18 protein-coding genes and 1 riboswitch are annotated in these 22,300 nt (G+C 64.6%); of the genes, 6 read left to right on the forward strand and 12 right to left on the reverse strand.

The features are described 5' to 3' along the window. Position 1: 1 nt before the first annotated feature. Together csy2 and csy1 are read right to left on the reverse strand one after the other, a co-directional pair. The gene (gene csy2, locus ACFO3A_RS14110) at positions 2-1,075 is read right to left on the reverse strand and encodes a type I-F CRISPR-associated protein Csy2 (RefSeq protein WP_377727613.1); all 1,074 of its coding nucleotides are present in this window, start codon (positions 1,073-1,075) and stop codon (positions 2-4) included. Further along, positions 1,072-2,448, reverse strand: coding sequence for a type I-F CRISPR-associated protein Csy1 (csy1, locus tag ACFO3A_RS14115; protein ID WP_377727615.1), 1,377 nt, complete (start codon positions 2,446-2,448; stop codon positions 1,072-1,074). The genes csy2 and csy1 overlap by 4 nt, the downstream gene beginning before the upstream one ends. 347 nt (positions 2,449-2,795) lie before the next feature. On the opposite strand from csy1, the gene ACFO3A_RS14120 reads away from it, so the two are divergent. Continuing rightward, a complete protein-coding gene (locus ACFO3A_RS14120; protein WP_377727617.1) occupies positions 2,796-3,107 on the forward strand; it encodes a HigA family addiction module antitoxin in 312 nt (103 codons plus the stop codon). A 5-nt stretch (positions 3,108-3,112) separates the two neighbouring features. Here the strand turns inward: ACFO3A_RS14120 and cas3f are convergent, their stop codons facing one another. The 6 genes from cas3f to ACFO3A_RS14150 all read right to left on the reverse strand — a co-directional run bounded on the left by cas3f (position 3,113) and on the right by ACFO3A_RS14150 (position 13,402). After that, the gene (cas3f, locus tag ACFO3A_RS14125) at positions 3,113-6,640 is read right to left on the reverse strand and encodes a type I-F CRISPR-associated helicase Cas3f (RefSeq protein ID WP_377727619.1); all 3,528 of its coding nucleotides are present in this window, start codon (positions 6,638-6,640) and stop codon (positions 3,113-3,115) included. Then, a complete protein-coding gene (gene cas1f, locus ACFO3A_RS14130; RefSeq protein ID WP_377727622.1) occupies positions 6,637-7,662 on the reverse strand; it encodes a type I-F CRISPR-associated endonuclease Cas1f in 1,026 nt (341 codons plus the stop codon). The genes cas3f and cas1f overlap by 4 nt, the downstream gene beginning before the upstream one ends. A gap of 50 nt (positions 7,663-7,712) precedes the next feature. Continuing rightward, a complete protein-coding gene (locus ACFO3A_RS14135; RefSeq protein ID WP_377727624.1) occupies positions 7,713-8,627 on the reverse strand; it encodes a pseudouridine synthase in 915 nt (304 codons plus the stop codon). 57 nt (positions 8,628-8,684) lie between these two features. After that, on the reverse strand, positions 8,685-9,983 hold the full coding sequence (locus ACFO3A_RS14140) for a 3-deoxy-D-manno-octulosonic acid transferase (RefSeq protein WP_377727627.1): 1,299 nt from the start codon (positions 9,981-9,983) through the stop codon (positions 8,685-8,687). Between the two features lie 28 nt (positions 9,984-10,011). Further along, positions 10,012-11,400, reverse strand: a complete 1,389-nt coding sequence (locus tag ACFO3A_RS14145) for a phosphomannomutase/phosphoglucomutase (protein ID WP_377727629.1) — start codon at positions 11,398-11,400, stop codon at positions 10,012-10,014. An 85-nt stretch (positions 11,401-11,485) separates the two neighbouring features. Then, complete coding sequence (locus ACFO3A_RS14150; RefSeq protein ID WP_377727631.1) at positions 11,486-13,402, reverse strand: propionate--CoA ligase; 1,917 nt, start codon at positions 13,400-13,402, stop codon at positions 11,486-11,488. 142 nt (positions 13,403-13,544) lie between these two features. On the opposite strand from ACFO3A_RS14150, the gene ACFO3A_RS14155 reads away from it, so the two are divergent. Further along, positions 13,545-13,808 (forward strand): TIGR04438 family Trp-rich protein, encoded by a 264-nt coding sequence (locus ACFO3A_RS14155; RefSeq protein ID WP_377727633.1) that lies wholly within the window; start codon positions 13,545-13,547, stop codon positions 13,806-13,808. A 140-nt stretch (positions 13,809-13,948) separates the two neighbouring features. After that, positions 13,949-15,805 carry a dihydroxy-acid dehydratase gene (gene ilvD, locus ACFO3A_RS14160; RefSeq protein ID WP_377727636.1) on the forward strand — a complete coding sequence of 619 codons (1,857 nt, stop codon included), beginning with the start codon at positions 13,949-13,951 and terminating at the stop codon, positions 15,803-15,805. Between the two features lie 287 nt (positions 15,806-16,092). Here the strand turns inward: ilvD and ACFO3A_RS14165 are convergent, their stop codons facing one another. Next, a complete protein-coding gene (locus ACFO3A_RS14165; RefSeq protein WP_377727638.1) occupies positions 16,093-16,569 on the reverse strand; it encodes an RrF2 family transcriptional regulator in 477 nt (158 codons plus the stop codon). Positions 16,570-16,697: 128 nt separating this feature from the next. Between ACFO3A_RS14165 and ACFO3A_RS14170 the strand changes: the two genes are divergently transcribed. The 3 genes from ACFO3A_RS14170 (at position 16,698) to ACFO3A_RS14180 (ending at position 19,136) form a co-directional block, all read left to right on the forward strand. Then, positions 16,698-17,279 carry a hypothetical protein gene (locus ACFO3A_RS14170; RefSeq protein ID WP_377727640.1) on the forward strand — a complete coding sequence of 194 codons (582 nt, stop codon included), beginning with the start codon at positions 16,698-16,700 and terminating at the stop codon, positions 17,277-17,279. A 143-nt stretch (positions 17,280-17,422) separates the two neighbouring features. Beyond that, positions 17,423-18,478 (forward strand): methionine ABC transporter ATP-binding protein, encoded by a 1,056-nt coding sequence (locus ACFO3A_RS14175; protein WP_377727642.1) that lies wholly within the window; start codon positions 17,423-17,425, stop codon positions 18,476-18,478. After that, on the forward strand, positions 18,471-19,136 hold the full coding sequence (locus ACFO3A_RS14180) for a methionine ABC transporter permease (protein ID WP_377727644.1): 666 nt from the start codon (positions 18,471-18,473) through the stop codon (positions 19,134-19,136). Before ACFO3A_RS14175 ends, ACFO3A_RS14180 begins: the two co-directional genes overlap by 8 nt. Positions 19,137-19,297: 161 nt before the next feature. On the opposite strand, the gene nrdR is transcribed toward ACFO3A_RS14180, so the two are convergent. From nrdR to ACFO3A_RS14195, 3 genes are all read right to left on the reverse strand, one after another. Further along, positions 19,298-19,744, reverse strand: coding sequence for a transcriptional regulator NrdR (gene nrdR / locus ACFO3A_RS14185; protein WP_377727647.1), 447 nt, complete (start codon positions 19,742-19,744; stop codon positions 19,298-19,300). A gap of 30 nt (positions 19,745-19,774) precedes the next feature. Continuing rightward, positions 19,775-21,022 (reverse strand): serine hydroxymethyltransferase, encoded by a 1,248-nt coding sequence (gene glyA / locus ACFO3A_RS14190; RefSeq protein ID WP_377727649.1) that lies wholly within the window; start codon positions 21,020-21,022, stop codon positions 19,775-19,777. Positions 21,023-21,064: 42 nt separating this feature from the next. Continuing rightward, positions 21,065-21,218: riboswitch (ZMP/ZTP riboswitch) on the reverse strand. Between the two features lie 63 nt (positions 21,219-21,281). Then, complete coding sequence (locus tag ACFO3A_RS14195) at positions 21,282-22,112, reverse strand: lytic transglycosylase domain-containing protein (RefSeq protein WP_377727651.1); 831 nt, start codon at positions 22,110-22,112, stop codon at positions 21,282-21,284. Positions 22,113-22,300: the final 188 nt, after the last annotated feature.

Genomic DNA, 22,300 nt, shown 5'->3' on the forward strand with positions numbered 1-22,300 from the left:
GTCAGGTGTAGTCATAGGCGTCGGCGTCATCCCAGCCTTCGGATGCGTCACTCTGACTGCCTGGCTGTGGGTTGGGCCGGTAGCCATTGCGGCAGCGGTACAGGCCTTGGGCTTCGTCGGTTTCAGACTGCCACAGCAGTTCGGCCAGGCTGTTCAGCCGATGCGGACTGACCCATTCGCCCAGCGAATAAACCGATTCCACGAAGCGCAACGGCACAGTGGCATCGCGGGCGTTGCGCACCGTGCCTGCGGGGTGCGTCTCTGGGGTCAAAGCGGCGTAACCCACAGGAATGGGCACGACCCAGCCGCTGCCCTTGGGGCGCAGCGGATCACCCCATGCGACTTTGCCGTCGGGCGTGGGGGAGCCATCTGCGCTGGGCAAGGGCTGGTGGTTGAACCGGGACGCATCCAGCCAGGCATCGAGCAGCGTGGCTTCGGGCTGGGTGGTGCGCAGGTGTTGCAGACGCTCGGCCAGCAGGTCGTCGCGTCCCACCAGCGCAAAGCCGGGCAGCCATTGCCTGCGCCATTGGCGGAACTCTGCGGCAGCGGCCTCGGCGTCGTCGGGCACGATGGCCATCCACGGCCGCACCCGCTTGCCCGGCACGGGGCGCGAGGGCAGTACGCTGCCGCCGGCTATGCGCATACCGGCCAGCATGTCGCCCGCGATCCGTGCCCAGCAGGCCAGTTGGGCATCGTTGCCCTGCACCAGGGCCGCCGGTGTATCGGGCAGGCGTTTTTCCGACACGGCCAGTACCAGGGTGATTTCCAGGTGCATACGGCCTTCTTCGACGATGGCGGCAGTGCTGCCGTTCTTGTCTACCGGATTGCGCGTCAGGTTGAAACTGCGCACATAACCTTGCGTGACCTGCTCCTGGTGGTGGTGGCACACGACGCCGATGGCCTGCAGCCGCAGCGGGACACCTGCTGGGGTCAGTTTGCGCTCCAGCGCCCACATCAGGCCGGTAAAGGCGGTGATGGATGGGAAACCGTGGGTGAGCGGGCTGGCAATGGCATTAGCGTTCTGGATGCGCAGGCGAGGCAGCACAAGGATGGCTTGAGGATGTTGTTGGCTCATGGGTTCTCCTCTCGCAGTGCGACCAACTCCGCATGTGTTTTGCGGATGGAGAGGTAGTGCGGCGCATCCAGAGTGTCACGCAGTTCGCGCAACTGTTGCTTGAAGCCATCCTCATCGGTCAACAGCACTTTTTCCCACTCGCGGGCCTCGGCATCGCCTACGGGCAGCCTGTCGCGCAGTTGTTCGTTGACCCAGCGAGCGAAGGCTTTTCCGATTTCTGCGGGCCAGTCCATCCATAGCCATTTGCTGGCGAATTCAGCTTCTTCCGGCAGTTCCGCGCGTAATGGGTCTAGCCAGAGTTTTTGGTTGTCGTCGAGCTTTTCAAACCGTTCGTCATCACGGCTCCATCCTGGAGGCAGCAACTGCTGCAACTCAGCAGCCAGCGATACCAGTTCGTCCAACAGCGTATCCAGCAGGGCTTCGCGGTGTTGGCGCGTAGCCAGGTTTGGCTCGGGGTCGGACTCCAGAAACCGCCGCAGCACCTGCACCGTGTGGCGCACTTCCGGGCGGGCGATAAACAGGCGGTCAAACACTGACTCCACATGCACCGGCAGACGTACCGTGCTGGCTTGCCACTGCGGCGGTAGCGACGAGAACAGATAGTTCATACCCCGACGCTCGCTATTGAGCTGGCTGATATTTTGGGGTTTCGTCCCCCCCATGCTCTGTACGGCTAGGCCAGGGTAATCGTGGAACACGCCGTCATGTGCCTTACGTTCACGCCGGGCCTGGCGGGCCGCCTTGTTGGCTTCGCCAAAGCGGTCTTCCTGCACCTGGGTGTGTACCGCATGGGCCAGCGAGGTGGCGTACAGCGGTGCCAGCAGGGTGTAGTCCGCATCTGCGCAAGCGTCGTCGCCGGTCAGCCAGTACAACTGCTTGGCAAGGGAGTGGCTGCTGGGCCCGCCAGCACGTGGCTGGGTCAGCGATACAAAAGCGTCACGCAACGCCTGGGCTTGTCTAGGGTCGGTGTCCAGCGCAGCCAGGGCATCGGCATCCTGCGCCAACAGGGCAGCGAGCAGGCTGCGCCCGTTCACTTCCAGTTTGAGGAATTTGTATACATCCAGCGCGGCGGCGTTACCCACCACGTCGCCCACGAAATGTTCGCCCAGTGCGTGGCTGCCGAGTTCGGCCAGCGCCGGCAGGTTGGCAGGTTCCACGTAAAGGTTGGTGCCTCGCGCGTCGGGGTGAATGGGTTTGAGGGAGTGGGTGACGGCCTGGATTTGGACCACTCGACGGGATGCGTCGGCAATCCATGTGTTCAGATTGTGCTGCTCGAGAAGTTCAGGACGTTTGGGATCATCATCCTTGAGTTTTTCGAGTTTAGTTTTCAAGCGTTCGCTGATGAAGGTCGCTATTGCGTCTTTCCAGGACATTTCTATTCGAGGTGGTGATGCCATCGTTCCTCCTTTACATATTTGATTGCAATATGCCATGGCATGCGTAGCTTTATCGAGTAGACAGCTCAGAAAATGATGTGCGTCACTTGTTCGTACACATTTTGTTGGCTAACGCATAGGCAGCTTGGAAAAATCACCAAACCAGTCAAAATTGAAGCGATCCGTTCACTGCCGTATAGGCAGCTTAGAAATCGTCGATGATGAGCGCCTGCATCGTTTGCGCGTTCACTGCCGTATAGGCAGCTTAGAAAAACTGGCGGCCATCGGCTATCAGTGGAATCTGGTTCACTGCCGTATAGGCAGCGCAAAGGAAGGCGAAACAGATGTTTAAAAACGGTATGCGCCCCGTCCACCCCGGCGAGGTGCTGCGCGAGGACTACCTCAAGCCCATGGGCATGAGTGCCAACGCCCTGGCGCGGCAGCTGCATGTGCCGGCCTCGCGCATCAACGACATCGTGCTGGAGCGGCGCGGCGTGACGGCCGATACGGCCTTGCGCCTGAGCCGCTTTTTTGGCGGCGATACGCAGTCGTGGCTGAACCTGCAAACAGCCTACGACCTGCGCGTGGCGGAGTTGGACGAGGTGTTACAGACGGCGGTGATGGCGGTGCATCCCATGGCGCTGCAACCAGCCTGACAAACTCACTTTTTGACGGTAAAGCCCAACGATTCGTGGAACAGCCAGCCGTCGCGGTGGGCGGGCAGGCTGGCGATGGCATAGCGCTGGGCGCATTGCTGTAGCGATAGCCCCTGTGCTTGCGCCAGGGTGAGTAATTCATCCATCAGGCTCACGGATGGCCAGGGCGAAACACTCGGGGATTTCAGCCCCGCCTCAGGCATTGCGTGGCACAGGCTTTCGTGTACGGACACATACAGCTTGTCGCCACGGCGTGTTCCATCCTCCACGCGGTGCAAGCGCAGCGTTTCTTCATCCTCGTCGGGTAGCAACGCCACATCTTCGCGTGCCACATCGTCATGCCGAAAGCGCTGGTACTGCGGCAGCAGGCCGGTGAGCCACAGAGTTCGAGGGTGATCGGAATCCGGCTCATACCAATGCAGGGTTGCATTACGTTTGACAGTGGTGGAGAAAGTCCCTTGCTTGGTTCTCACCAGCATGGCGTCTTGCATGCGTGCCAACTCCAAGTCCAGTAGATAGTGCTCCGGCTTTAGGGGAGCTTTTGATCCGATACGTGGGCGGGCATCTATCGGTGTTGAGCCACGCCCCAACTCTGGGAAAAGGAGGGAGACCTGATGTGTTTCCAGGCCAAAACGCCATCCGTAGTCATGGGGGCCAGGATCGGAGGGCTTGGGTTTTACGCCGAGAAGTTTTTCCTCGAACCCCGGTTTGCAGAACGCCGCCTTACCGGGGTGTTCGTAGTGCCGCAAATTGCTGTCCAACACCACCATATTGACCCCGTCCACCGCCCCGGGCCGATGCCGCCGCACGCGTCCGGCGAGCTGGATGAGCGAGCGCATGGACGACGGCTCGACCACCGCCCAGTCGTAGTCGTGGTCGCGGCCCACTTCGGTGACCGGGCTGCCCAGCACGATGAACAGGTGGTGGGGTTCGGGGTGGGCGTCGATCAGCGCACGCAAGGCCGGGCGGTGCAGTGCCGGGTCATGGCCGTCCTGGCTGCGGCGGTTGAGCAGGGTGTCGAGCTGCTGCTCGATGGCCGAGCGCAGCAGCAGCGGGAATTGCGAGTGGTACACGCACAGGTGGATGCGCACGCCGGGCGCAGGTGCCCCTTGCCGGTAGATGGCCAGCGCCACATCGAACAGCGGCGCGATATTGGCCATGCGGATCAGGCCCAGGCTCACATGCTTGCCGCTGGCGGTGTCGGTGCCGTGATTCTGCGGCTGCTGGTGCAGTTGCCATGCCTGCTCCAGCACCACGCGGGCAAAGTCCTGGTGCCGCTCGGCCTCTTTCATGCTGTGCCAGGTGTCGGGCAAGGTGGCAATCCGGGCCAGGCGGCGCACTTCGGCCTGTGCCAGCCGGGCGATGCGCTTTTGTACGTACTGCGTGTGGGCGGTGCGGAAGGCGGGGCCATCGGCGCAGTCTTGTGCGGTCTGGTGAAACTCGTCGATCCACAGGCAGCAGATGTTCACTGCCTCGTGGGGCCGCTCGCTGCGGTGTTGCTGGAATACCGCCCGTCCGGTGCGGTAGGCCAGAAACAGCCCTTCCACCAGCGCGGGCGGCAGGGTGGCCGACGACAGCAGCACGCGGCTGCCCAGCAGGCCCGCCCAATGCACCAGCCGGGTGAGGGCGGGCAGGTCGGCCATGTCGAAATCGTCCGGCTCGTCCAGCACCAGATCGCTGCTCAGGAGGCGCAGCATGGGCGCGATCTGGCGGCCGCCGCGCAGGCTTTCGGTGGCGGGGGTGAGGTGATCCACGGTGCAGACCAGCAAGGGGGCGGCCATCAGGGCGCGAGTCTTGGCATCGTCGGTCAGGCGTTGCAGCAGCGGGTGCTGGTCGTTGCCTTCGTACAGCACGGTGCCCGCTTCGTCCAGCAAGTCCTGGCGCGAGGCGGAGCCGGTGGCTTCGGCCTGTTGTTCCCAATATTCGAACAGCGCACGGCTGGCGCTGCCGCCGACCTGGATGGCCAGTTGCTCGTCGCCCAGTCCCAGGTCGTTTTGAAAGCTGCGCCCGGTTTGCAGCGTCAGCGTGCGCAGGCCGATGGCAAAGGCGCAGCGTATCCCTGTGGCCGGGTCGGCCAGGGCGTTCATCACGCGGGCGTTGGCCAGCGTCTTGCCGCAGCCGGTGGAGGCCATGTTGACGATGAAAGCGCCCTGCGTGGTGGCCTGGGTGCGCAGGCTGGCGGCCAGGTCGGCGGACTTGTCCTGCCAGGCAAAGCGGGCGTCGGCGCTGCGCTTTTTGAGCGGCTTGTGGTTTTTCAGCGCGGGCAGGCTTTGCACCAGGCTGGGCAGCGAGCGGGCCACCAGCGTGGCGTGGGCTTGGACGCCCAGCAGGTGTTCGTCCAGGGTTTGATTGAAAATCGGGCCTTGGCGCTTACCAGGAAAGCGCTGATAGCTATCGTCTTTGATAGTGTTGGCGGCCAGTGGATAGCCTGCATTGAGAAAAGGCTGGCGGCGTGCCGTGTCCGTGATGCTGGAATAGTGGTGGTCGGCCAGCATCAGGCACAGGCGCGAGACGTGCATGGCGAAGGGGTCGTGCAGCACCTGCACGCTGGAGGGCGTTGCAGAGAGTTCCAGCAGCTTGCGGGCGTAGCGGGCGGCTTGCTTGCGCCATGCGGGCGTGGCCACCGGCAGGCCGTGGGGGAAGTGCCAGTGCGCTTGCACCGTGGCGGGGTCTGCACGTTCGCGCGGTTCGTTCCAGTCGGCACTGATACGGGCCAGGATGCCGTTCAGCTCGTTGGCGTTGACGAAGCGGGGATGGGCGCCAAAGCGCCGCCACTGTGCGCGGGATGCGTCCATGTCTTTGTCGCAACTGCCATCCGGCCGCTTGACGGGCAGGCACGGCAGGCGGTGGTGGGTAAAGACCAGCCAGGCCACCGCCTGGGCCAGCGGCGGCAGTTGGGCGAAGGGCAGATGCTGCGCGGCCCGGGGTTCATCCAGCCCATCCCGCAGCAGGCGGTGGTTCAGCCACAGGGCTTCAAAGGCTTGCGCATCCGTATCCGGTTCGGCGCAGGCGGCCAGCCGTTGCAGCCAGTCGGCATCGCTATCCGTACCTACGAACGCCTGAAACAGCCGCACCGACACCCACTCGTGCCGGTAGTGGTTGCGCTCGCGCAGGCCGGGGTTGCGCAGCCGGTCCTGGAAGGCCTGCGTGGCCTTGCCCAGGTCGTGCAGCAGGGCGGCCAGCGCGGCCAGGGCCGTCATCAGCGGCAGGTGGTGCCAGGCGTTTTCGTCCTCGGTGCGCAGCACGTTGCGGGCGGTGGTGTTGGTGGGCACGGCGCCCTGGTCGTTGAACTGGCGGGCGTCGCCCACCACCCACAGCAGCTCGCTGTGGTCGCGCCCGCGAATCCAGTGGCAGGCGACGGCGGTGTTCTTGCGGGCGCTCTGGCGCAGCAGGCGGCGCACCGTGTCCAGCCCGGCCTGGGTGATGGGCGTTTGCCAGGTGCGTTCGCCCCGGCGCTCGGCAAACTGGTCGAGGATGCGGCGCGTTTCGGTCAGGGCGTTCTTGGTGCATTGGGCAACGAACAGCACGTTCATGCGCGGCCCTCCTGCGGCGATTGTTTTGCCAGCCGGGCGGTTTGCAGGGCAATGTCCTTGAGCGTGTTGATCATGAAGTCCAGCGACTCGCTGTGCGTCAGCGCCTCGATGCACTGGCGGCGGAACTGCTGCTCGTCGTCGCCGCGCATGGCCGAGAGAAAGGCCTGCGGCAGGATGGCCGCATCCTTCACCAGATCGGCTGCGTCGAACACCAGCCCGCCGCGCCGCGTCTTGCCGTGCAGCACCGCCAGGCCGTGCGGCAGGCCCAGCACCCAGGTGGCGGTGGCGCCCAGACCGTAGGCCAGGTAGTTGCCGTGGTCAAGGAAGCGGTTTGCCGCATCGGTGCCCGTGCCGCGCTTGGCGCGGGTGAACTCGCCGTAGCCCACGGCATCGACAGCCAGCTTGAACAGTGCCTTGGTGAGCTGCGCCTCGTCGGTCAGCAGCGCCGTTACGTCCGGGGCGTTGGCAATGCGGGGCGTGAACTGTTGCACCAGCGCTTGCAGGCGGGTCAGATCGACGGTGAAACCGGCTTCGCGCAGGGCGCGGGTGTTCCACGCGGCCAGCAGGCGTTGCAGCCGCCGGGTCTGGAGCTGTTGGGCAGCGTGCAGGCGCAGCGCGTCGTCAAACCAGAACTGCACCCAGGCCTGTAGATATTCCGTGGGGCGGTACTCGCTTTGCGGCGACATCCAGGCCACTTCGATATCGACTTCATTGGCGCTGAACAGCGGCGTGCCGCCCCCGCCGCAAAAGCCCACCAGCACCCCAGCCCTGGCCAGCTCGCGCATGGCGGCCTGGGTGATGGAGGTGCCGGTGCCCAGCAGGATGCTGGTGGTGTTGGCGATGGGGATGTTCCAGTACAGGCTTTTCTTGCCCGCGTCGGTCACGTATTCCACCCGGCCACCATTGACCAGCACGCGGCAATGCTCCAGGTAGTAAAGGTTGGCCCGTTTGGAATGAAGAATGCTTTTGAGTCCCTGCGTGGTATCCAGGTTGGGGTGTGCGTTCTGGCGGCTGGTTTTCACGGATTACCTCCTTGTCAGCGGGACGATCTGGGCCGTGCTGCGGTCAATGCCTACTGCGGCAATGCGCCCAGGGTGCGCCTGCTGGTGAATCTGCGTTCCTGCCCGGTGATGGGGTCGGTAAAGGCAATTTCCTGCGCCAGCAGCCGCAGGGGGCGGGAGAAGTCGCCTTCCGGCGCGTCATCGACCACGGGGTAGAGTCCATCGCCCAGCAGCCCCAGGCCCAGGGCGGCCATGTGGACGCGCAACTGGTGGCGCTTGCCGCTGACGGGGTGCAGGCGGTAGCGGGCCCAGCGTGCGTTGTGTTCCAGCAGTTCGATGCGGGTGTGGCTGTTGGGGGGGCCGGGTACTTCGTGCATACGGATGAAGTGGCCGCTCTCCGTCATGCGGCTGGCGTGTTCGCGCGGGAAGGCGATGTCGGGCCGGTAGGGGGCGATGGCTTCGTAGACCTTATGCACGCTGCGCTCCCGGAACAGCGCCTGGTACGCGCCCCGGTCGCAGCGTCGGGGCGCGAGCAGTACCAGCCCGGCGGTGTCGCGGTCGATGCGGTGGATGGGCGAGAGGTCGGGCAGGCCCAGTTGGTTCTTCAACTGCACCAGCAGGGTGTTCTGGATATAGCGCCCGCCGGGCGTGACGGGCAGGAAGTGCGGCTTGTCGGCCACGACCAGGTGCGCGTCCTGGTACAGCACTGCGGCGCGAAACGGCATGGGCGGTTCCTGCACGACTTCGCGGTAGTAGTAGATGCGCAGGCCGGTGAGCAGGGGCGTGGCCGCTGTGACCGGGCGGCCCAGCTCATCGACCACTTCGCCGCTGGCCATGCGCCGCAACCAGTCGGCACGAGCGACGGCGGGCAGGCGCTGGCAGAGAAAATCCAATGTCGAACCCTGGCCCTGGCTGGGCAGCACCACGCAACTGGGCTTGACGCCATGCTTTAACGGTAGCACCTGCGGGTCGTGGGTATTGAACATTAGGATGAAAAGTAGCTGAAATCCTTGTTTTACGAGCGCAATCAGCTATTTATTTTGTTATTCGCTGGAGTATTTCTTCTCCAGCATCACCCGCACGATGGCCTGGGCCTGGGCCTGGGCAGCACCGCGATGCGCCTGGGCAAAGGCCAATGCGGCATGTCGGGCCGCTTCCAGGGTGGCGCTGCGGTGCAGCCAGTCCAGTGCCAGATTGACGGCATCGGGCATGTCGCCGGCCCGTAGGGCGGCGCCGCAGGCGCAGGCTTGCTCGGCGGCCAGATTGAAGTTGAAGGTATGCGGCCCCACCACGATGGGGCAGGCGCAGGCCGCCGCTTCGATCAGGTTCTGCCCGCCCAGCGGGGCAAAGCTGGCGCCCAGCAGGGCGGCGTGGGCGCTGGCGTAGTACAGGGGCATCTCGCCCAGGCTGTCGCCCAGCCAGACATCGACATCGTGCGGCGGCAGGCGTTCACCCCACTGGCTGCGCCGGGCCACGCGCAGACCGGCTTCGGTGAGCAGTTGCGCCACGGCATCGAAGCGCTGCGGGTGGCGCGGCACGATCAGCCATTGCACTTGCCGGGCCAGGGGCGTATTGCGCCAGGCCTCCAGCCACATGGCTTCCTCGCCCTCGCGCGAGCTGGCCAGCAGCAGCACCGGGCGGCGGCTGGCCGAGCGCCAGGAGGCGCCCAGGGCCAGCAGGGCCGGGTCGGGCTGCACGTCGAATTTCAGATTGCCCAGCACCGACGGCTGCGGGGCGCCCAGATGGCGCAGCCGCTCGGCATCCTGCGTGGTCTGGGCCAGCACGGCGGTCAAGCCGGCGTACGCCGCACGGGACAGGGCCGCCCAGCGCTGGGCGCCGGTAAACGATTTGGCGTTGAGCCGGGCATTGGCCAGCACCAGGGGCACCCCCGCCTGCTGGCAGCCGGCCACCAGGTTGGGCCAGACTTCGGTTTCCATCAGCACGCCGACCAGGGGCTGAAACTGCTGCAAAAAGCGCTGCACCGCGGCCGGGGTGTCCCAGGGCAGCCAGACCTGCACGTCCCCCGGCAGCAGCAGCTTGCGCCCTTCGGCGCGGCCCGTGGCAGTGCTGTGCGTCAGCAGCAGGCGCAGTTGCGGCAGATGGGTGCGCAGGGTGTCCAGCAGCAGGGCCGCTGCGCGGGTTTCGCCCAGGGAAACGGCGTGAACCCACACCCATTGCCCGGCGCCGTCGCGCCCCAGGTTGTCGGGGTGGTAGTAGCCAAAGCGCTCGGGCACCGCCTCGGCATAACCCGGTTCGGCCTGGGCGCGGCGGCGCAGTTTGCGCTTGAGCAGCGGCTGGGCCGCCCAGGCCAGCAGGCTGTAGAGGGTACGGGCGATGCGCATGGCGGCCAAATGGGTGGGAAATGGGGGGTCAGTGGGCCGCGCTGCCGATGTGCGCATCGGGTTTGACGCGGCGCAGCAGGGTGAGCATCTGCGTTTCGATGCGGGCCAGGGCCTCGGGGGTCTGGCCTTCAAAGCGCAGCACCAGTACCGGGGTGGTGTTGCTGGCGCGGATCAGGCCGAAGCCATCCGGCCAATCAACGCGCAGGCCGTCGATGGTGGAGATTTCCGCCGGGGCGGCAAAGGCCTGCGGGGCCAGGGCCTGCAACTGCGCAGCCAGGGCGTGCGGCTCGCCTTCGGCGCAGGCGACGTTCAGTTCCGGCGTGCTGTGGGACAGGGGCAGGGCGTTCAGGATGGCACTGGGGTCGGTGTGGGCGCTCAGGATTTCCAGCAGCCGGCAGCCGGCATAGGTGCCGTCGTCAAAACCGAACCAGCGCTCCTGGAAGAAGATGTGGCCGCTCATCTCGCCGCCCAGGGGGGCGGCCAGCTCCTTCATGCGGGCTTTGACCAGGGAGTGGCCGGTCTTGTACATATGCGGCACGCCACCTGCGGCGCGGATGGCCGGGGCCAGTTGCTGGCTGCACTTCACGTCGAACAGGATCGGTGCGCCGGGGTTGCGCGACAGCACGTCCTGGGCGAACAGCACCAGCTGGCGGTCGGGGAAGATGTTCTGCCCGTCCCTGGTGACGATGCCCAGGCGGTCGCCGTCGCCGTCAAAGGCCAGGCCCAGTTCGGCACCCGAGGCTTGCAAGGCGTCGATCAGGTCACGCAGGTTTTCCGGCTTGCTGGGGTCGGGGTGGTGGTTGGGGAAGTTGCCATCGACTTCGGAGAACAGCTCGATCACCTCGCAGCCCAGGGCACGGAAAATCCCCGGCGCGGTGGCCCCGGCAATGCCGTTGCCGCTATCGACGACGATTTTCATCGGGCGCTTCAATTGCACATCGCCCAGGATGCGCTCGCGGTAGGCGGGCAGCACGTCCTCGTGGCGCAAGGTGGCGCCGCCTTGCAGTTGCCAGTCCTGCGCCTGGATGCGCTGGTACAGCGCCTGGATTTCGGCGCCGTAGATGGCCCGCCCGGCCAGCACCATCTTGAAGCCGTTGTAATCCTTGGGATTGTGGCTGCCCGTCACCTGAATGCCGCTGGCGCACAGCGTGCTGGCGGCAAAGTACAGCATGGGGGTGGTGCAGGGGCCGATGTCGATCACCGACACCCCCACGTCCATCAGCCCGGCGATGAGTGCCTGGCTCAGTTCCGGCCCCGACAGGCGGCCATCGCGCCCGACGGCGACGGTGGTCTGTTGCGCCTGGCGGGCGGCCATGCCGAAGGCCCGGCCCAGGGCGCGGGCCACGTCGGCATTCAAGGTACTGGGCACGATGCCGCGCACGTCATAGGCTTTGAAGATGGAGGGGGAAATCTGCATGGGGCCGAAGGGGTCTGGAATCAATAAAAAAAGCGGGGCATTGCTGCCCCGCCGCATTGTAGTGGCGCTGCCTGCTGGCGGACTTTTAGGCTGTGGTCAGCAGTTCCTTGACCTGTTGCAGCGCTGTGGGATCTTCCATCGTCGTCAGGTCGCCGGGGTCGCGCCGCTCGGCCACGGCCTGCAGGGCGCGGCGCAGCAGCTTGCCGCTGCGGGTTTTGGGCAGCAGATTGACGAACAGCACCCGTGCCGGGCGGGCCACGGCGCCCAGTTGGCCGTCCACCTGCTTCATGACCTCGGCCTCCAGGGCCGCTTGCCCTTCGGCAGTGGCCACCTGGTCGGCATTGCGGGCCACGGCAAAGGCCATGGCCACCTGGCCCTTGAGCTTGTCGGCCACGCCGACCACGGCCACTTCGGCAATGCCGGGGTGGCTGCTGATGCTTTCCTCGATTTCCCGGGTGCCCAGGCGGTGGCCGGCGACGTTGATCACGTCGTCGGTGCGGCCCAGGATGAAGTAGTAGCCGTCGGCATCCTGAATGCCCCAGTCGAAGGTGCTGTAAATCTGCCGGCCCGGAATGCTGCTCCAGTAGGTGGTGATGAAGCGCTCGTCGTCGCCCCACACGGTTTGCAGGCAGCCCGGGGGCAGCGGCCCTTCGATGGCCAGCACGCCTTTCTGGTTCGGCTCCTGCAACTGCTGGCCCGTGGCCTCGTCGATGAGCTTGACGTTGTAGCCATACACCGCCTTGCCCGGGCTGCCGAAACGGTTGGCCTGCTTTTCCACGCCGTTGCACACGGTGAGGATGGGCCAGCCGGTTTCCGTCTGCCAGTAGTTGTCCACGATGGGCACTTGCAGCGCCTCGCTGATCCATTGGGCGGTCGGCTCGTCCAGCGGCTCGCCGGCCAGCCACAGCGCCTGCAGGCTGGAGAGATCGTACTTCTTCAGGTAGGCCGGGTCTTGTTTTTTCAGCACCCGCACGGCGGTGGGGGCCGAGAACATGTGGGTGACGCGGTACTTTTCCACCAGGCTCCACCAGATGCCGGCATCCGGGCGCACGGGCAGCCCCTCGTACATGATGGTGGCCATCCCGGCAATCAGCGGGCCGTAGATGATGTAGCTGTGCCCCACCACCCAGCCGATGTCGCTGGTCGAGAAAAAGGTCTGCCCCGCCTGCGCATGGAAGATGTGCTGCATGCTGGAGGCCAGCGCCACCGCATAGCCGCCGGTATCGCGCTGCACGCCCTTGGGCTTGCCGGTGGTGCCGCTGGTATAGAGGATGTAGCTGGGGTCGGTGGCCTGTACCCAGGTACAGGGCACCTGGGCATCCAGGTGCTGCTGGCGCAGCGTGCCCCACAGGTGGTCGCGCCCGGCCTGCAGCTCCATGGGGGCCAGGCCCCGATCGACCAGCAGCACCGCTGCCGGTTTGTGCCGGGCCAGCGCCAGCGCCTCATCGAGCAGCGGTTTGTAGGCAATGGCCTTGCCGCCGCGCGAACCGGCGTCGGCGCTGATGACCACCTTGGGCTGGGCGTCGTCGATACGCGAAGCCAGCGACACCGCGGCAAAGCCGCCGAACACCACGCTGTGGATGGCCCCCAGGCGCACGCAGGCCAGCATGGCAAAGGCGGCCTCGGCGATCATGGGCATGTAGATCTGCACCCGGTCGCCCTTGCCCACGCCAAAGGATTGCAGCACGGCGGCCATGCGCTGCACTTCGGCGTGCAGCTGGGCGAAGGTGTAGACCTGCTCGGTGTTGGTTTCGGTCGAAACCGCGATCAGCGCCGGCTGGTCGGCCCGTGCGGCCAGATGGCGATCGACGGCGTTGTGGCACAGGTTCAGTTGCCCATCGGCAAACCAGCGGGCAAAGGGCGGGTTGTGGTAATCGCAGGCCTGCTGGGGGGGCTGGTGCCAGTCGATGGCCTGGGCCTGTTCCAGCCAAAATGCGTCGCGCGTTTCCGGCGCGATGGATTGGCGGTAAAAATCGGCGTAATGGGGCGTGGAATGGGGCATGGGTTTGTCTCCTGAAAGTATGCTTTTTTGCATTTTTTGCAAAACTGCCTTGCGAAAAACTGACAAACCAGGCAATTCGCTGGGGCATCGGACGGCTGTTGGCGGTGGCCGGTGCCGTTGTTTTTTGAAAAAGGGAAGTGGTATGTGGTTATTGTGGATCGCCGTGGCTTTGGCCGTGTTCAAAGGCTTGGCACACCAGGAGATTTTCACCATCGGCTGGGTGGCGCAGCTATCGTGGTGGTGGGTGCTGGGCCTGTTCGGGGCAACGGCGGCCTGGTGGGCGTATGCCGACGCATCCGGGCTGACCCGGCGCAAGGCGCAGGAACGCATGGACGAGCGCAGGCAGGAACGCCAGCGCAAGGCCCGCGAGGCCTTGGGCAGCACGGGTCAGCAGCGGCGCAAATAGCGACAGCAGCAGTCGTTAATGACGCAGGCGGCAGCCGTCGCTTGGCAGCGATGGATGGCCGTCCCCGGCAGGGGGGCTGGGACATAATTGAAGCGTCGGGCCTGCCGGAGGCGGGCCTTTCGCTTTACATGAGACGTGCTATGCCTGCTTACCGCTCCAAAACTTCCACCGCTGGCCGCAATATGGCCGGCGCCCGCGCCCTGTGGCGTGCCACGGGCATGAAAGATGCCGACTTCCAGAAGCCCATCATCGCGGTGGTGAACTCGTTCACCCAGTTCGTGCCCGGGCACGTGCATCTGAAGGACATGGGCCAGCTGGTCGCCCGCGAGATCGAGGCCGCCGGCGGCGTCGCCAAGGAGTTCAACACCATTGCCGTCGATGACGGCATCGCCATGGGCCACGACGGGATGCTGTATTCGCTGCCCAGCCGCGACGTGATTGCCGACTCGGTCGAATACATGGTCAATGCCCACTGCGCCGATGCCATGGTGTGCATCTCCAACTGCGACAAGATCACCCCGGGGATGCTGATGGCCGCCATGCGCCTGAACATCCCGGCGATTTTTGTCTCCGGCGGCCCGATGGAAGCGGGCAAGGTGCAGTTGCTGAACCCGCAGACCAAAACCTTCCATGCCCGCAAGCTCGATCTGGTCGATGCCATGGTCATGGCCGTGGACGACCAGGCCAGCGACGACGTGGTGGCCGAGGTGGAGCGCAGCGCCTGTCCGACCTGCGGCTCCTGCTCGGGCATGTTCACCGCCAACTCCATGAACTGCCTGACCGAAGCCATGGGCCTGTCCCTGCCGGGCAACGGCACCGTGCTGGCCACCCATGCCGACCGTGAAATGCTGTTCAAACGCGCAGGCCAGCGCATCGTGGAAATGGCCCGCCAGTATTACGAGGGCGAAGACGCCAGCATCCTGCCGCGTTCGGTCGGCTTCAAGGCCTTTGAAAACGCCATGACGCTGGACATCGCCATGGGCGGCTCCACCAACACCATCCTGCACCTGCTGGCGATTGCCCAGGAGGCCGAGATCGCCTTCACCATGCAGGACATCGACCGCCTCTCGCGCAGCGTGCCCCAGCTGTGCAAGGTGGCCCCGAATACCGAGAAGTACCACATCGAGGACGTCCACCGCGCCGGGGGCATCTTCGCCATCCTGGGCGAGCTGGAACGCGCCGGCAAGCTGCATACCGACGTGCCCACCGTCCATGCCAAAACGCTGGGCGATGCCCTGGCGCAATGGGATGTGGTGCGTACCCAGGACGAGGCCGTGCATACCTTCTTCAAGGCCGGTCCCGGCGGCATTCCGACCCAGGTGGCCTTCAGCCAGAACGCCCGCTGGCCCAGCCTGGACCTGGATCGCGCCCTGGGCTGCATCCGCTCCTACGACCACGCTTTCAGCAAGGAAGGCGGGCTGGCCATCCTGACCGGCAACATCGCGCTGGATGGCTGCGTGGTGAAAACCGCCGGGGTGGACGATTCCATCCTGGTGTTCGAAGGCTCTGCCCATGTGGTTGAAAGCCAGGACGAGGCCGTGGCCAACATCCTGGGCGACAAGGTCAAGGCCGGCGACGTGGTGGTGGTGCGCTACGAAGGCCCGAAGGGTGGCCCCGGGATGCAGGAAATGCTCTACCCCACCAGCTACATCAAGAGCAAAGGGCTGGGCAAAGCCTGTGCGTTGCTGACCGATGGCCGTTTTTCCGGCGGCACCTCGGGCCTGTCGATCGGCCACTGCTCGCCCGAGGCGGCGGCGGGCGGCGCCATCGGCCTGGTGCAGAACGGCGACCGCATCCGCATCGACATTCCCAACCGCAGCATCGACGTGCTGGTTAGCGACGAGGAACTGGCCCGCCGCCGCGCCGCGCAGGATGCCCAGGGCTGGAAGCCCGCCCAGCCGCGCCCGCGCAAAGTCTCGGCTGCGCTCAAGGCCTATGCCAAGCTGGTCACCAGCGCCGACAAGGGCGCGGTGCGCGATCTTTCCTTGCTGGATTGAGATCGGAACTATTTAGCTAAAAAGAGAGCTTCTACCGCTTGATATACAAAGATTTCAGATAAAAAACCATCTGAAATCTTTGTATATCAAGCGGTAGAAGCTCTCTTTTTTGATGGCCGGCGTTAGAACCTGTTCACGATCTCGGCGCGAAGGGGGGCGGGAAGCGGATCGGGATGATCTGCTAGGCGTAAACCGCAAGCCATAGCGGTGCTATGGCGAGGATTTGCAACGACGCAGAGCGCCCGAAGCCGCGACTGCACACCCGCGCAGAGATCGTGAACAGGTTCTTAGTCCTGGACTTCTTCTTTCTTGGCCCGGTGGATGATGGTCGGCTCCAGCGGCGTGGGCACTTGCAGCTTGGGCAGGCCGGGCAGCAGGTCGGCCAGGGTGTATTGGTCCAGGTGCGTCAGAAAGGCTTTGAGCGCCCCGTCCAGGATATTGGTCAGGCGGCAGTTGCCTGCCAGCAGGCAGCTGCTGGAGTCGTCCAGAAAGCATTCGACCAGGGCCATGCTCGGCTCGATGCTGCGCACGACCGCACCGATGTGGATGTCTTCCGGCCGGTGGGCCAGACGGATGCCGCCCCCTTTGCCGCGCACGGTGATCAGCCACCCTTGCAGGGCCAGCTGGTGGGTGACTTTCATCAGGTGGGTTTGCGAAATCTGCTGGGCTTGCGCGACTTCGGCAATCGTACACAGGCGATCGGAGTGTTGGGCCACGTGCATCAGCAGGCGGAGGGAGAAGTCGGTCAGGGAAGTCAGGCGCATGGCGGTAAAGATGAAATTCTTATCAATCTATCTCGGCATATTCTCATATTATAAAAACGTAGAGTGATTGCTCAGGTTTGTGGCGTATCAATAGGTGCGACACTACCGCCCGTATTTGGGAGAACACGATGAAGCGAAGCAAGGTTTTATCCGCTTTGGCCCTGGGGCTGGCTTTGGCCGGGTGTGCCGGCACACCGGCGCCGGGGAATGCGGTCGATGGCGTGCAGGTGCAGCGCAATGCGCAGGGCGAGGCGATCCGGGCGCAGTTTACCCCGCTGCCGCTGGATTGCGGCAATGCCCTGCATTGCCCAACGCTGGGCCTGACCTGGAGCAAGGACAAGCCCAGGCAGGCCCTCCTGAGCATGGGCTTTACGCGCAGCGGCCATGCGCCGGTGGAAATGGTGGAGTTCGATGCCCGTCCCTTTGGCCCGATGCGGGTGCGCTCCCTGGCTGCCGAGCAGCCGGACAAGGAGCAGGTGGTGTTCCAGGCCCCCATCGAAACCTTCGAGCGCCTGGCCGTTTCGCGCGGCGTTCTGGTGCGCGTGCATTCCGGGGGGCAGGTGCTGGAGGAAAGCTTTGCGACCGGTGAGCGTTCCAGCCAGGCGGCCAATGCCCTGAAACGCTGGTTGCAGCAAATCTACAAAGGCACCGAGAAAGAGCAGGAGCTGGGCTTGCGCGGCCTGTTTGCCGACCAGCCGTACGAGCGTTGAGTTCAAGCTCCTGGCGTTAAAGACGTTTTTTCAGCCAAGTTTTTGCGTAGCCTCGCAATAGAACTCCATTTTTTCGGCATGATGGCGGGTTTTTCGCAGTTTTATTCAGGCTGGCCGCAAGGCGGTCTGTATCTCCAGACTCCATGATAGATATTCAGGATTTATCCCTGACCTACGCCGGCCCGCAGGGGCCGGTGCATGCGCTCAGGGACATCGACTTGCAGATCCGGGCGGGGGAAGTCTTCGGCATCATCGGGCGCAGCGGCGCGGGCAAAAGCTCGCTGGTGCGCTGCATGAACCTGCTTAACCGCCCCACTGCCGGCAAGGTGCTGGTCAATGGCCGCGATCTGCTGCAACTGTCGGAGGCGCAACTGCGTCAGGCTCGCCAGGAAATCGGCATGGTGTTCCAGCACTTCAACCTGCTGTCCTCGCGCACCGTGTTCGACAACGCGGCGTTGCCGCTGGAACTGGCCGGTGTGGGCCGCACGGAAATCGCCCGGCGCATCACGCCGCTGCTGGAGCTGGTCGGCCTGGCGCATCTGGCCGACCGCTACCCGGCACAGATCTCCGGCGGGCAGAAGCAGCGGGTGGGCATTGCCCGGGCGCTGGCCAGCAACCCGCGCGTGCTGCTGTCGGACGAGGCCACCAGTGCGCTCGACCCGGAAACCACCCGCTCCATCCTCGACCTGCTGCGCCAGGTCAATCGGGAGCTGGGCGTGACCGTGGTGCTGATCACCCACCAGATGCAGGTCATCAAGCAGATTGCCGACCGTGTCGCCGTGATGGAGGCCGGGCAGGTGGTGGAGCTGGGTTCCGTGCTGGACGTGTTCACCAACCCCACCCAGCCGATCACCGAAAGCCTGATCGACGAAATCGTTCCGCAGGAACTGCCCGCCAGCGTGCAGGCGCGTGTGCAAGCACTTACCCAGAGCCTGCCGGCCGGCGAGAGCGGGCAGTTGCTGCGTCTGTCCTACGCGGGCGATTCGGCCTACCAGCCGGTGCTGTCGCACCTGATCCGGGAACTGGGGCTGGACTTGTCCATCCTGCACGGCCAGATCGACGAAATCCAGGGCCAGACCTTCGGTTCGCTGGCGGTGTTTGCCAGCGGGGCGGCGGTGCAAATCGATGCGGCCATTGCTTATTTGCAGCGCAGCGGCGTGCAGGTGCGCCAGCAGCAGAAAGGAAGCGGCGATGTTTGAGAATTTTTCCGCCATGATGCTGGAGCTGTTCGTCGAAGCCCTGTGGGAGACGGTCATCATGGTCGGTGTCTCCGGCGTGCTGGGCGCGGCCTTCGGCATCCCCCTGGGCGTGTTTTTGCGCCTGACCGATCGCGGCGGCGTGCTGGAGAACACGCCGCTGAACGCCATCGTCGGCGGGCTGGTGAATGCCGCCCGTTCCACGCCGTTCATCATTCTGCTGGTTGCCATCATCCCGTTCACCCGCTGGGTGACGGGCACTTCCATCGGCACCTGGGCCGCCGTGGTGCCCCTGACCGTGGCGGTCGCGCCCTTCATCGCCCGTCTGGTGGAAACCGCGTTGCGCGAGGTCGATGCCGGTCTGGTCGAGGCAGCCCAGTCCATGGGGGCCACGACCGGGCAAATCGTCTTCAAGGTGCTGCTGCCCGAGGCCATGCCCGGCATCGTCGCGGCGCTGACCATCAGCCTGGTGAGCCTGACCGGCTACTCCGCCATGGCCGGGGCCGTCGGCGGCGGCGGCCTGGGCGACCTGGGCATCCGCTATGGCTACCAGCGCTTCCTGCCGGACGTGATGCTGGCGGTGGTGTTGATCCTGATCGTCTTCGTCCAGATCATTCAAAGCCTGGGCGACTGGCTGGTGCGGCGCATCAGCCACCGTTAGAACATAAAAGGAGCTATTTCCGATGATGAATAAAGGGTTTCAAGGGTAAATGGCCCTGAAATCCTTTATTTATCAGCGGTACAAGCTCCTTTTTTAAAAGAAAACCCGCTGCGCGTAGTTCGTGCAGCGGGTTTTTGTCGAGAGCGCCAAAGCAGGCAGGGTCAGCGCACCGCGTCCACCAGATTTTTGAAGTCGTCCACATCCTCGAAGCTGCGGTACACGCTGGCAAAGCGGATGTAGGCCACCTTGTCGAGCTGGTGCAGCTCCTGCATCACCATTTCGCCGATGCGGCTGGAGGGCACCTCCCGCGAACCGGCGTTGAGGAGCTGCTCCTCCACATGCTCGATCGCCGCATCGATGGCCGGGGCGGGCACCGGGCGCTTGCGCAGCGCCAGCGTCAGCGAGTCCTTGAGCTTGTTGCGGTTGTATTCGGTGCGCCGCCCGTCTTTCTTCACCACCATGGGGAAGTTCACGTCCGGGCGCTCATAGGTGGTAAAGCGCTTGGCGCAGGCGGCGCACTGGCGTCGCCTGCGGGTGAAGCTGCCGTCTTCGGCCACGCGGGTTTCCATCACCTGGGTTTCCGGGTGGTTGCAAAAAGGGCATTTCATGGCGCTGCGGTGGTAGGGCTTGCGAGCCGCTTAGTTGCTGTAGACCGGGAAGCGGGCCGTGAGCTTGGCCACTTCGGCACGCACGCGGGCCAGGTTGGCTTCGTCATTGGGCGCTTCCAGCACGTCGGCCACCAGGTTGGCGGTGATGCGGGCTTCTTCTTCCTTGAAGCCGCGCGTGGTCATGGCCGGGGTGCCCACGCGGATGCCGCTGGTCACGAAAGGCTTTTCCGGGTCGTTCGGAATGGCATTCTTGTTGATGGTGATGTGGGCGGCACCCAGGGCAGCCTCGGCGGCCTTGCCGGTGATGCCCTTGGCACGCAGATCGACCAGCATGACGTGGCTTTCGGTACGGCTGGAGACGATGCGCAGGCCACGGGCGATCAGCGTTTCGGCCACGACCTTGGCGTTTTTCACGACCTGTTCCTGGTACGTCTTGAATTCGGGTGACAGGGCTTCCTTGAACGCCACGGCCTTGCCGGCGATGACGTGCATCAGCGGGCCGCCTTGCAGGCCGGGGAAGATGGCGCTGTTGATGGCCTTCTCATGCTCGGCCTTCATCAGGATCACGCCGCCGCGCGGGCCGCGCAGGCTCTTGTGCGTGGTGGTGGTCACCACGTCGGCGTGCGGCACGGGATTGGGATAGGCGCCTGCGGCGATCAGGCCGGCGTAGTGGGCCATGTCCACCCACAGGATGGCGCCGATTTCCTTGGCGATCCTGGCAAAGCGGGCAAAGTCGATTTCCAGGGCGTAGGCCGAGGCACCGGCGATGATGATGCGCGGCTTGTGTTCGCGGGCCAGGGCTTCCATCTTGTCGTAGTCGATGGCTTCTTCGGCGTTCAGGCCGTAGGAGACGACGTTGAACCACTTGCCCGACATGTTCAGCGGCATCCCGTGCGTCAGGTGGCCGCCTTCGGCCAGGCTCATACCCATGATGGTGTCGCCGGGCTTGGCAAAGGCCAGCAGCACGGCCTGGTTGGCCTGCGAGCCGCTGTTGGGCTGCACGTTGGCCGCCTCGGCGCCGAACAGTTGCTTCACACGGTCGATGGCCAGTTGCTCGACCACGTCCACGTTCTCGCAGCCGCCGTAGTAGCGCTTGCCGGGGTAGCCTTCGGCGTATTTGTTGGTGAGTTGCGAACCCTGGGCTTCCATGACGGCAGGGGAGCAGTAGTTTTCGCTGGCGATCAGCTCGATGTGGTCTTGCTGGCGTTGGTTTTCGGCCTGGATGGCGGCAAAAACTTCGGGGTCGACAACTTGAACGGTGTTGGAACGTTGGAACATGTTGGATGTGGCAGTTACTGTGTGTGAGTCCCTTGGTAAGCCAAGGGCTGCCCAGGCGAACGGCTGAAAACGCCTGAAAGTTCCAGGCGGTACGCTCCCCGGTGGTTGGTGTGCGCCAAGGCACAAAACTGTTCCACATCAGCAGCGGCCGGACATGCCTGCCCGACCTTGCCTATCGCCAGTTGCGTACTCCGCGATTTTAGCTTACCGCCAGCGGTGGAACGCAAGGCGGGGGCTTATATGAAAGGCGTGGGGGCGCCTACATGTTCCCGGGATTGGCCGCCTCGGCCGGTTGCGTGTCGGCCAGTGCCAGGGTCGGGCTGGCTGCAGCAGCCGTGGTTTGAGGTGCCGGGGCGGGCGGCGGCGGGGCGGCATGGCCGGCAACCTGGCGGATGCGCTGGTACTCGGCCAGTACCTTGGCGGCATAACCGCCATCCGAAGGCAGGTTGGCTGCGCCGACGTAGTACTTCAGCCCCCCTTCGATGGAACCGGAGCGGCGGATGTATTCCTTCAGGATCGTCACGCCCACGCGCATATTGCTGACCGGGTCGAATGCAGCCAGATCGCCGCCGAAGTTCTCATACTTGTCCGTATGCACGCGCGTCATCACCTGCATCAGCCCCTGGGCACCGACGCTGCTTTGGGCAAACGGGTTGAAGCGCGATTCAATGGCCACGACGGCCAGAATCAGAGTCGGGTCGATCTTGTGCCGGGCGCCTTGTTCGTAGGCTTCGGTGACCAGGGCGGCCATCGGCTCGGCAGCCACCTTGTATTTTTTGCTCAACCAGTAGGCAATGGCGGCCTGTTCGCGGGGCAGTTCCTTGGGGTTGGTGGCGGTCGTGCGCTCAATGGCGCCGGGCTCGGGGGTCAGTGTGGCCACTGCTGCGTCGTCCTGGCGCTCTTGCAGCCAGGTGCGCAATTGCGCTTCGCTGGCCGAGCGCCAATCCGGGCGGACAACGAAGACCATGATCGTGCATGCCACGGCAATGCCTAGCAGGGCCAGGGTGTTGCGGATAATTTCAAGAAAGCCTTCCGTGGTATCGGAAAAGAAGGAGCGCACGGCGGCGCCCAGGTTTCTTGACGGAGTCATAGCGGATCCTTTTCTTTCGGTGCACACAGTCCCTTGCTGCTTGGGGCGATCGGACGCCTGAAGCAAAACAATCTGCATGAACCGGGAGTGGAGGGAGCTGCTTCTTCGCAGGAGGTGCCGGGTTCGGGCATCTTCTGGAAACAAGGCCATGGAGCAGCGTCAAACAAAAAACCCTGGATAAACCAGGG

It is taken from the genome of Comamonas nitrativorans (assembly GCF_042654765.1).
Classification (GTDB): Bacteria; Pseudomonadota; Gammaproteobacteria; order Burkholderiales; family Burkholderiaceae_C; genus Comamonas; species Comamonas nitrativorans.

Excerpts from the sequence above, each read along its gene's own strand:
- csy2 (WP_377727613.1), bottom strand. The coding sequence starts at position 1,075 with ATGAGCCAACAACATCCTCAAGCCATCCTTGTGCTGCCTCGCCTGCGC.
- csy1 (WP_377727615.1), bottom strand. The coding sequence starts at position 2,448 with ATGTCCTGGAAAGACGCAATAGCGACCTTCATCAGCGAACGCTTGAAA.
- ACFO3A_RS14120 (WP_377727617.1), top strand. The coding sequence starts at position 2,796 with ATGTTTAAAAACGGTATGCGCCCCGTCCACCCCGGCGAGGTGCTGCGC.
- cas3f (WP_377727619.1), bottom strand. The coding sequence starts at position 6,640 with ATGAACGTGCTGTTCGTTGCCCAATGCACCAAGAACGCCCTGACCGAA.
- ACFO3A_RS14135 (WP_377727624.1), bottom strand. The coding sequence starts at position 8,627 with ATGTTCAATACCCACGACCCGCAGGTGCTACCGTTAAAGCATGGCGTC.
- ACFO3A_RS14140 (WP_377727627.1), bottom strand. The coding sequence starts at position 9,983 with ATGCGCATCGCCCGTACCCTCTACAGCCTGCTGGCCTGGGCGGCCCAG.
- ACFO3A_RS14145 (WP_377727629.1), bottom strand. The coding sequence starts at position 11,400 with ATGCAGATTTCCCCCTCCATCTTCAAAGCCTATGACGTGCGCGGCATC.
- ACFO3A_RS14150 (WP_377727631.1), bottom strand. The coding sequence starts at position 13,402 with ATGCCCCATTCCACGCCCCATTACGCCGATTTTTACCGCCAATCCATC.
- ACFO3A_RS14155 (WP_377727633.1), top strand. The coding sequence starts at position 13,545 with ATGTGGTTATTGTGGATCGCCGTGGCTTTGGCCGTGTTCAAAGGCTTG.
- ilvD (WP_377727636.1), top strand. The coding sequence starts at position 13,949 with ATGCCTGCTTACCGCTCCAAAACTTCCACCGCTGGCCGCAATATGGCC.
- ACFO3A_RS14165 (WP_377727638.1), bottom strand. The coding sequence starts at position 16,569 with ATGCGCCTGACTTCCCTGACCGACTTCTCCCTCCGCCTGCTGATGCAC.
- ACFO3A_RS14170 (WP_377727640.1), top strand. The coding sequence starts at position 16,698 with ATGAAGCGAAGCAAGGTTTTATCCGCTTTGGCCCTGGGGCTGGCTTTG.
- ACFO3A_RS14175 (WP_377727642.1), top strand. The coding sequence starts at position 17,423 with ATGATAGATATTCAGGATTTATCCCTGACCTACGCCGGCCCGCAGGGG.
- ACFO3A_RS14180 (WP_377727644.1), top strand. The coding sequence starts at position 18,471 with ATGTTTGAGAATTTTTCCGCCATGATGCTGGAGCTGTTCGTCGAAGCC.
- nrdR (WP_377727647.1), bottom strand. The coding sequence starts at position 19,744 with ATGAAATGCCCTTTTTGCAACCACCCGGAAACCCAGGTGATGGAAACC.
- glyA (WP_377727649.1), bottom strand. The coding sequence starts at position 21,022 with ATGTTCCAACGTTCCAACACCGTTCAAGTTGTCGACCCCGAAGTTTTT.
- ACFO3A_RS14195 (WP_377727651.1), bottom strand. The coding sequence starts at position 22,112 with ATGACTCCGTCAAGAAACCTGGGCGCCGCCGTGCGCTCCTTCTTTTCC.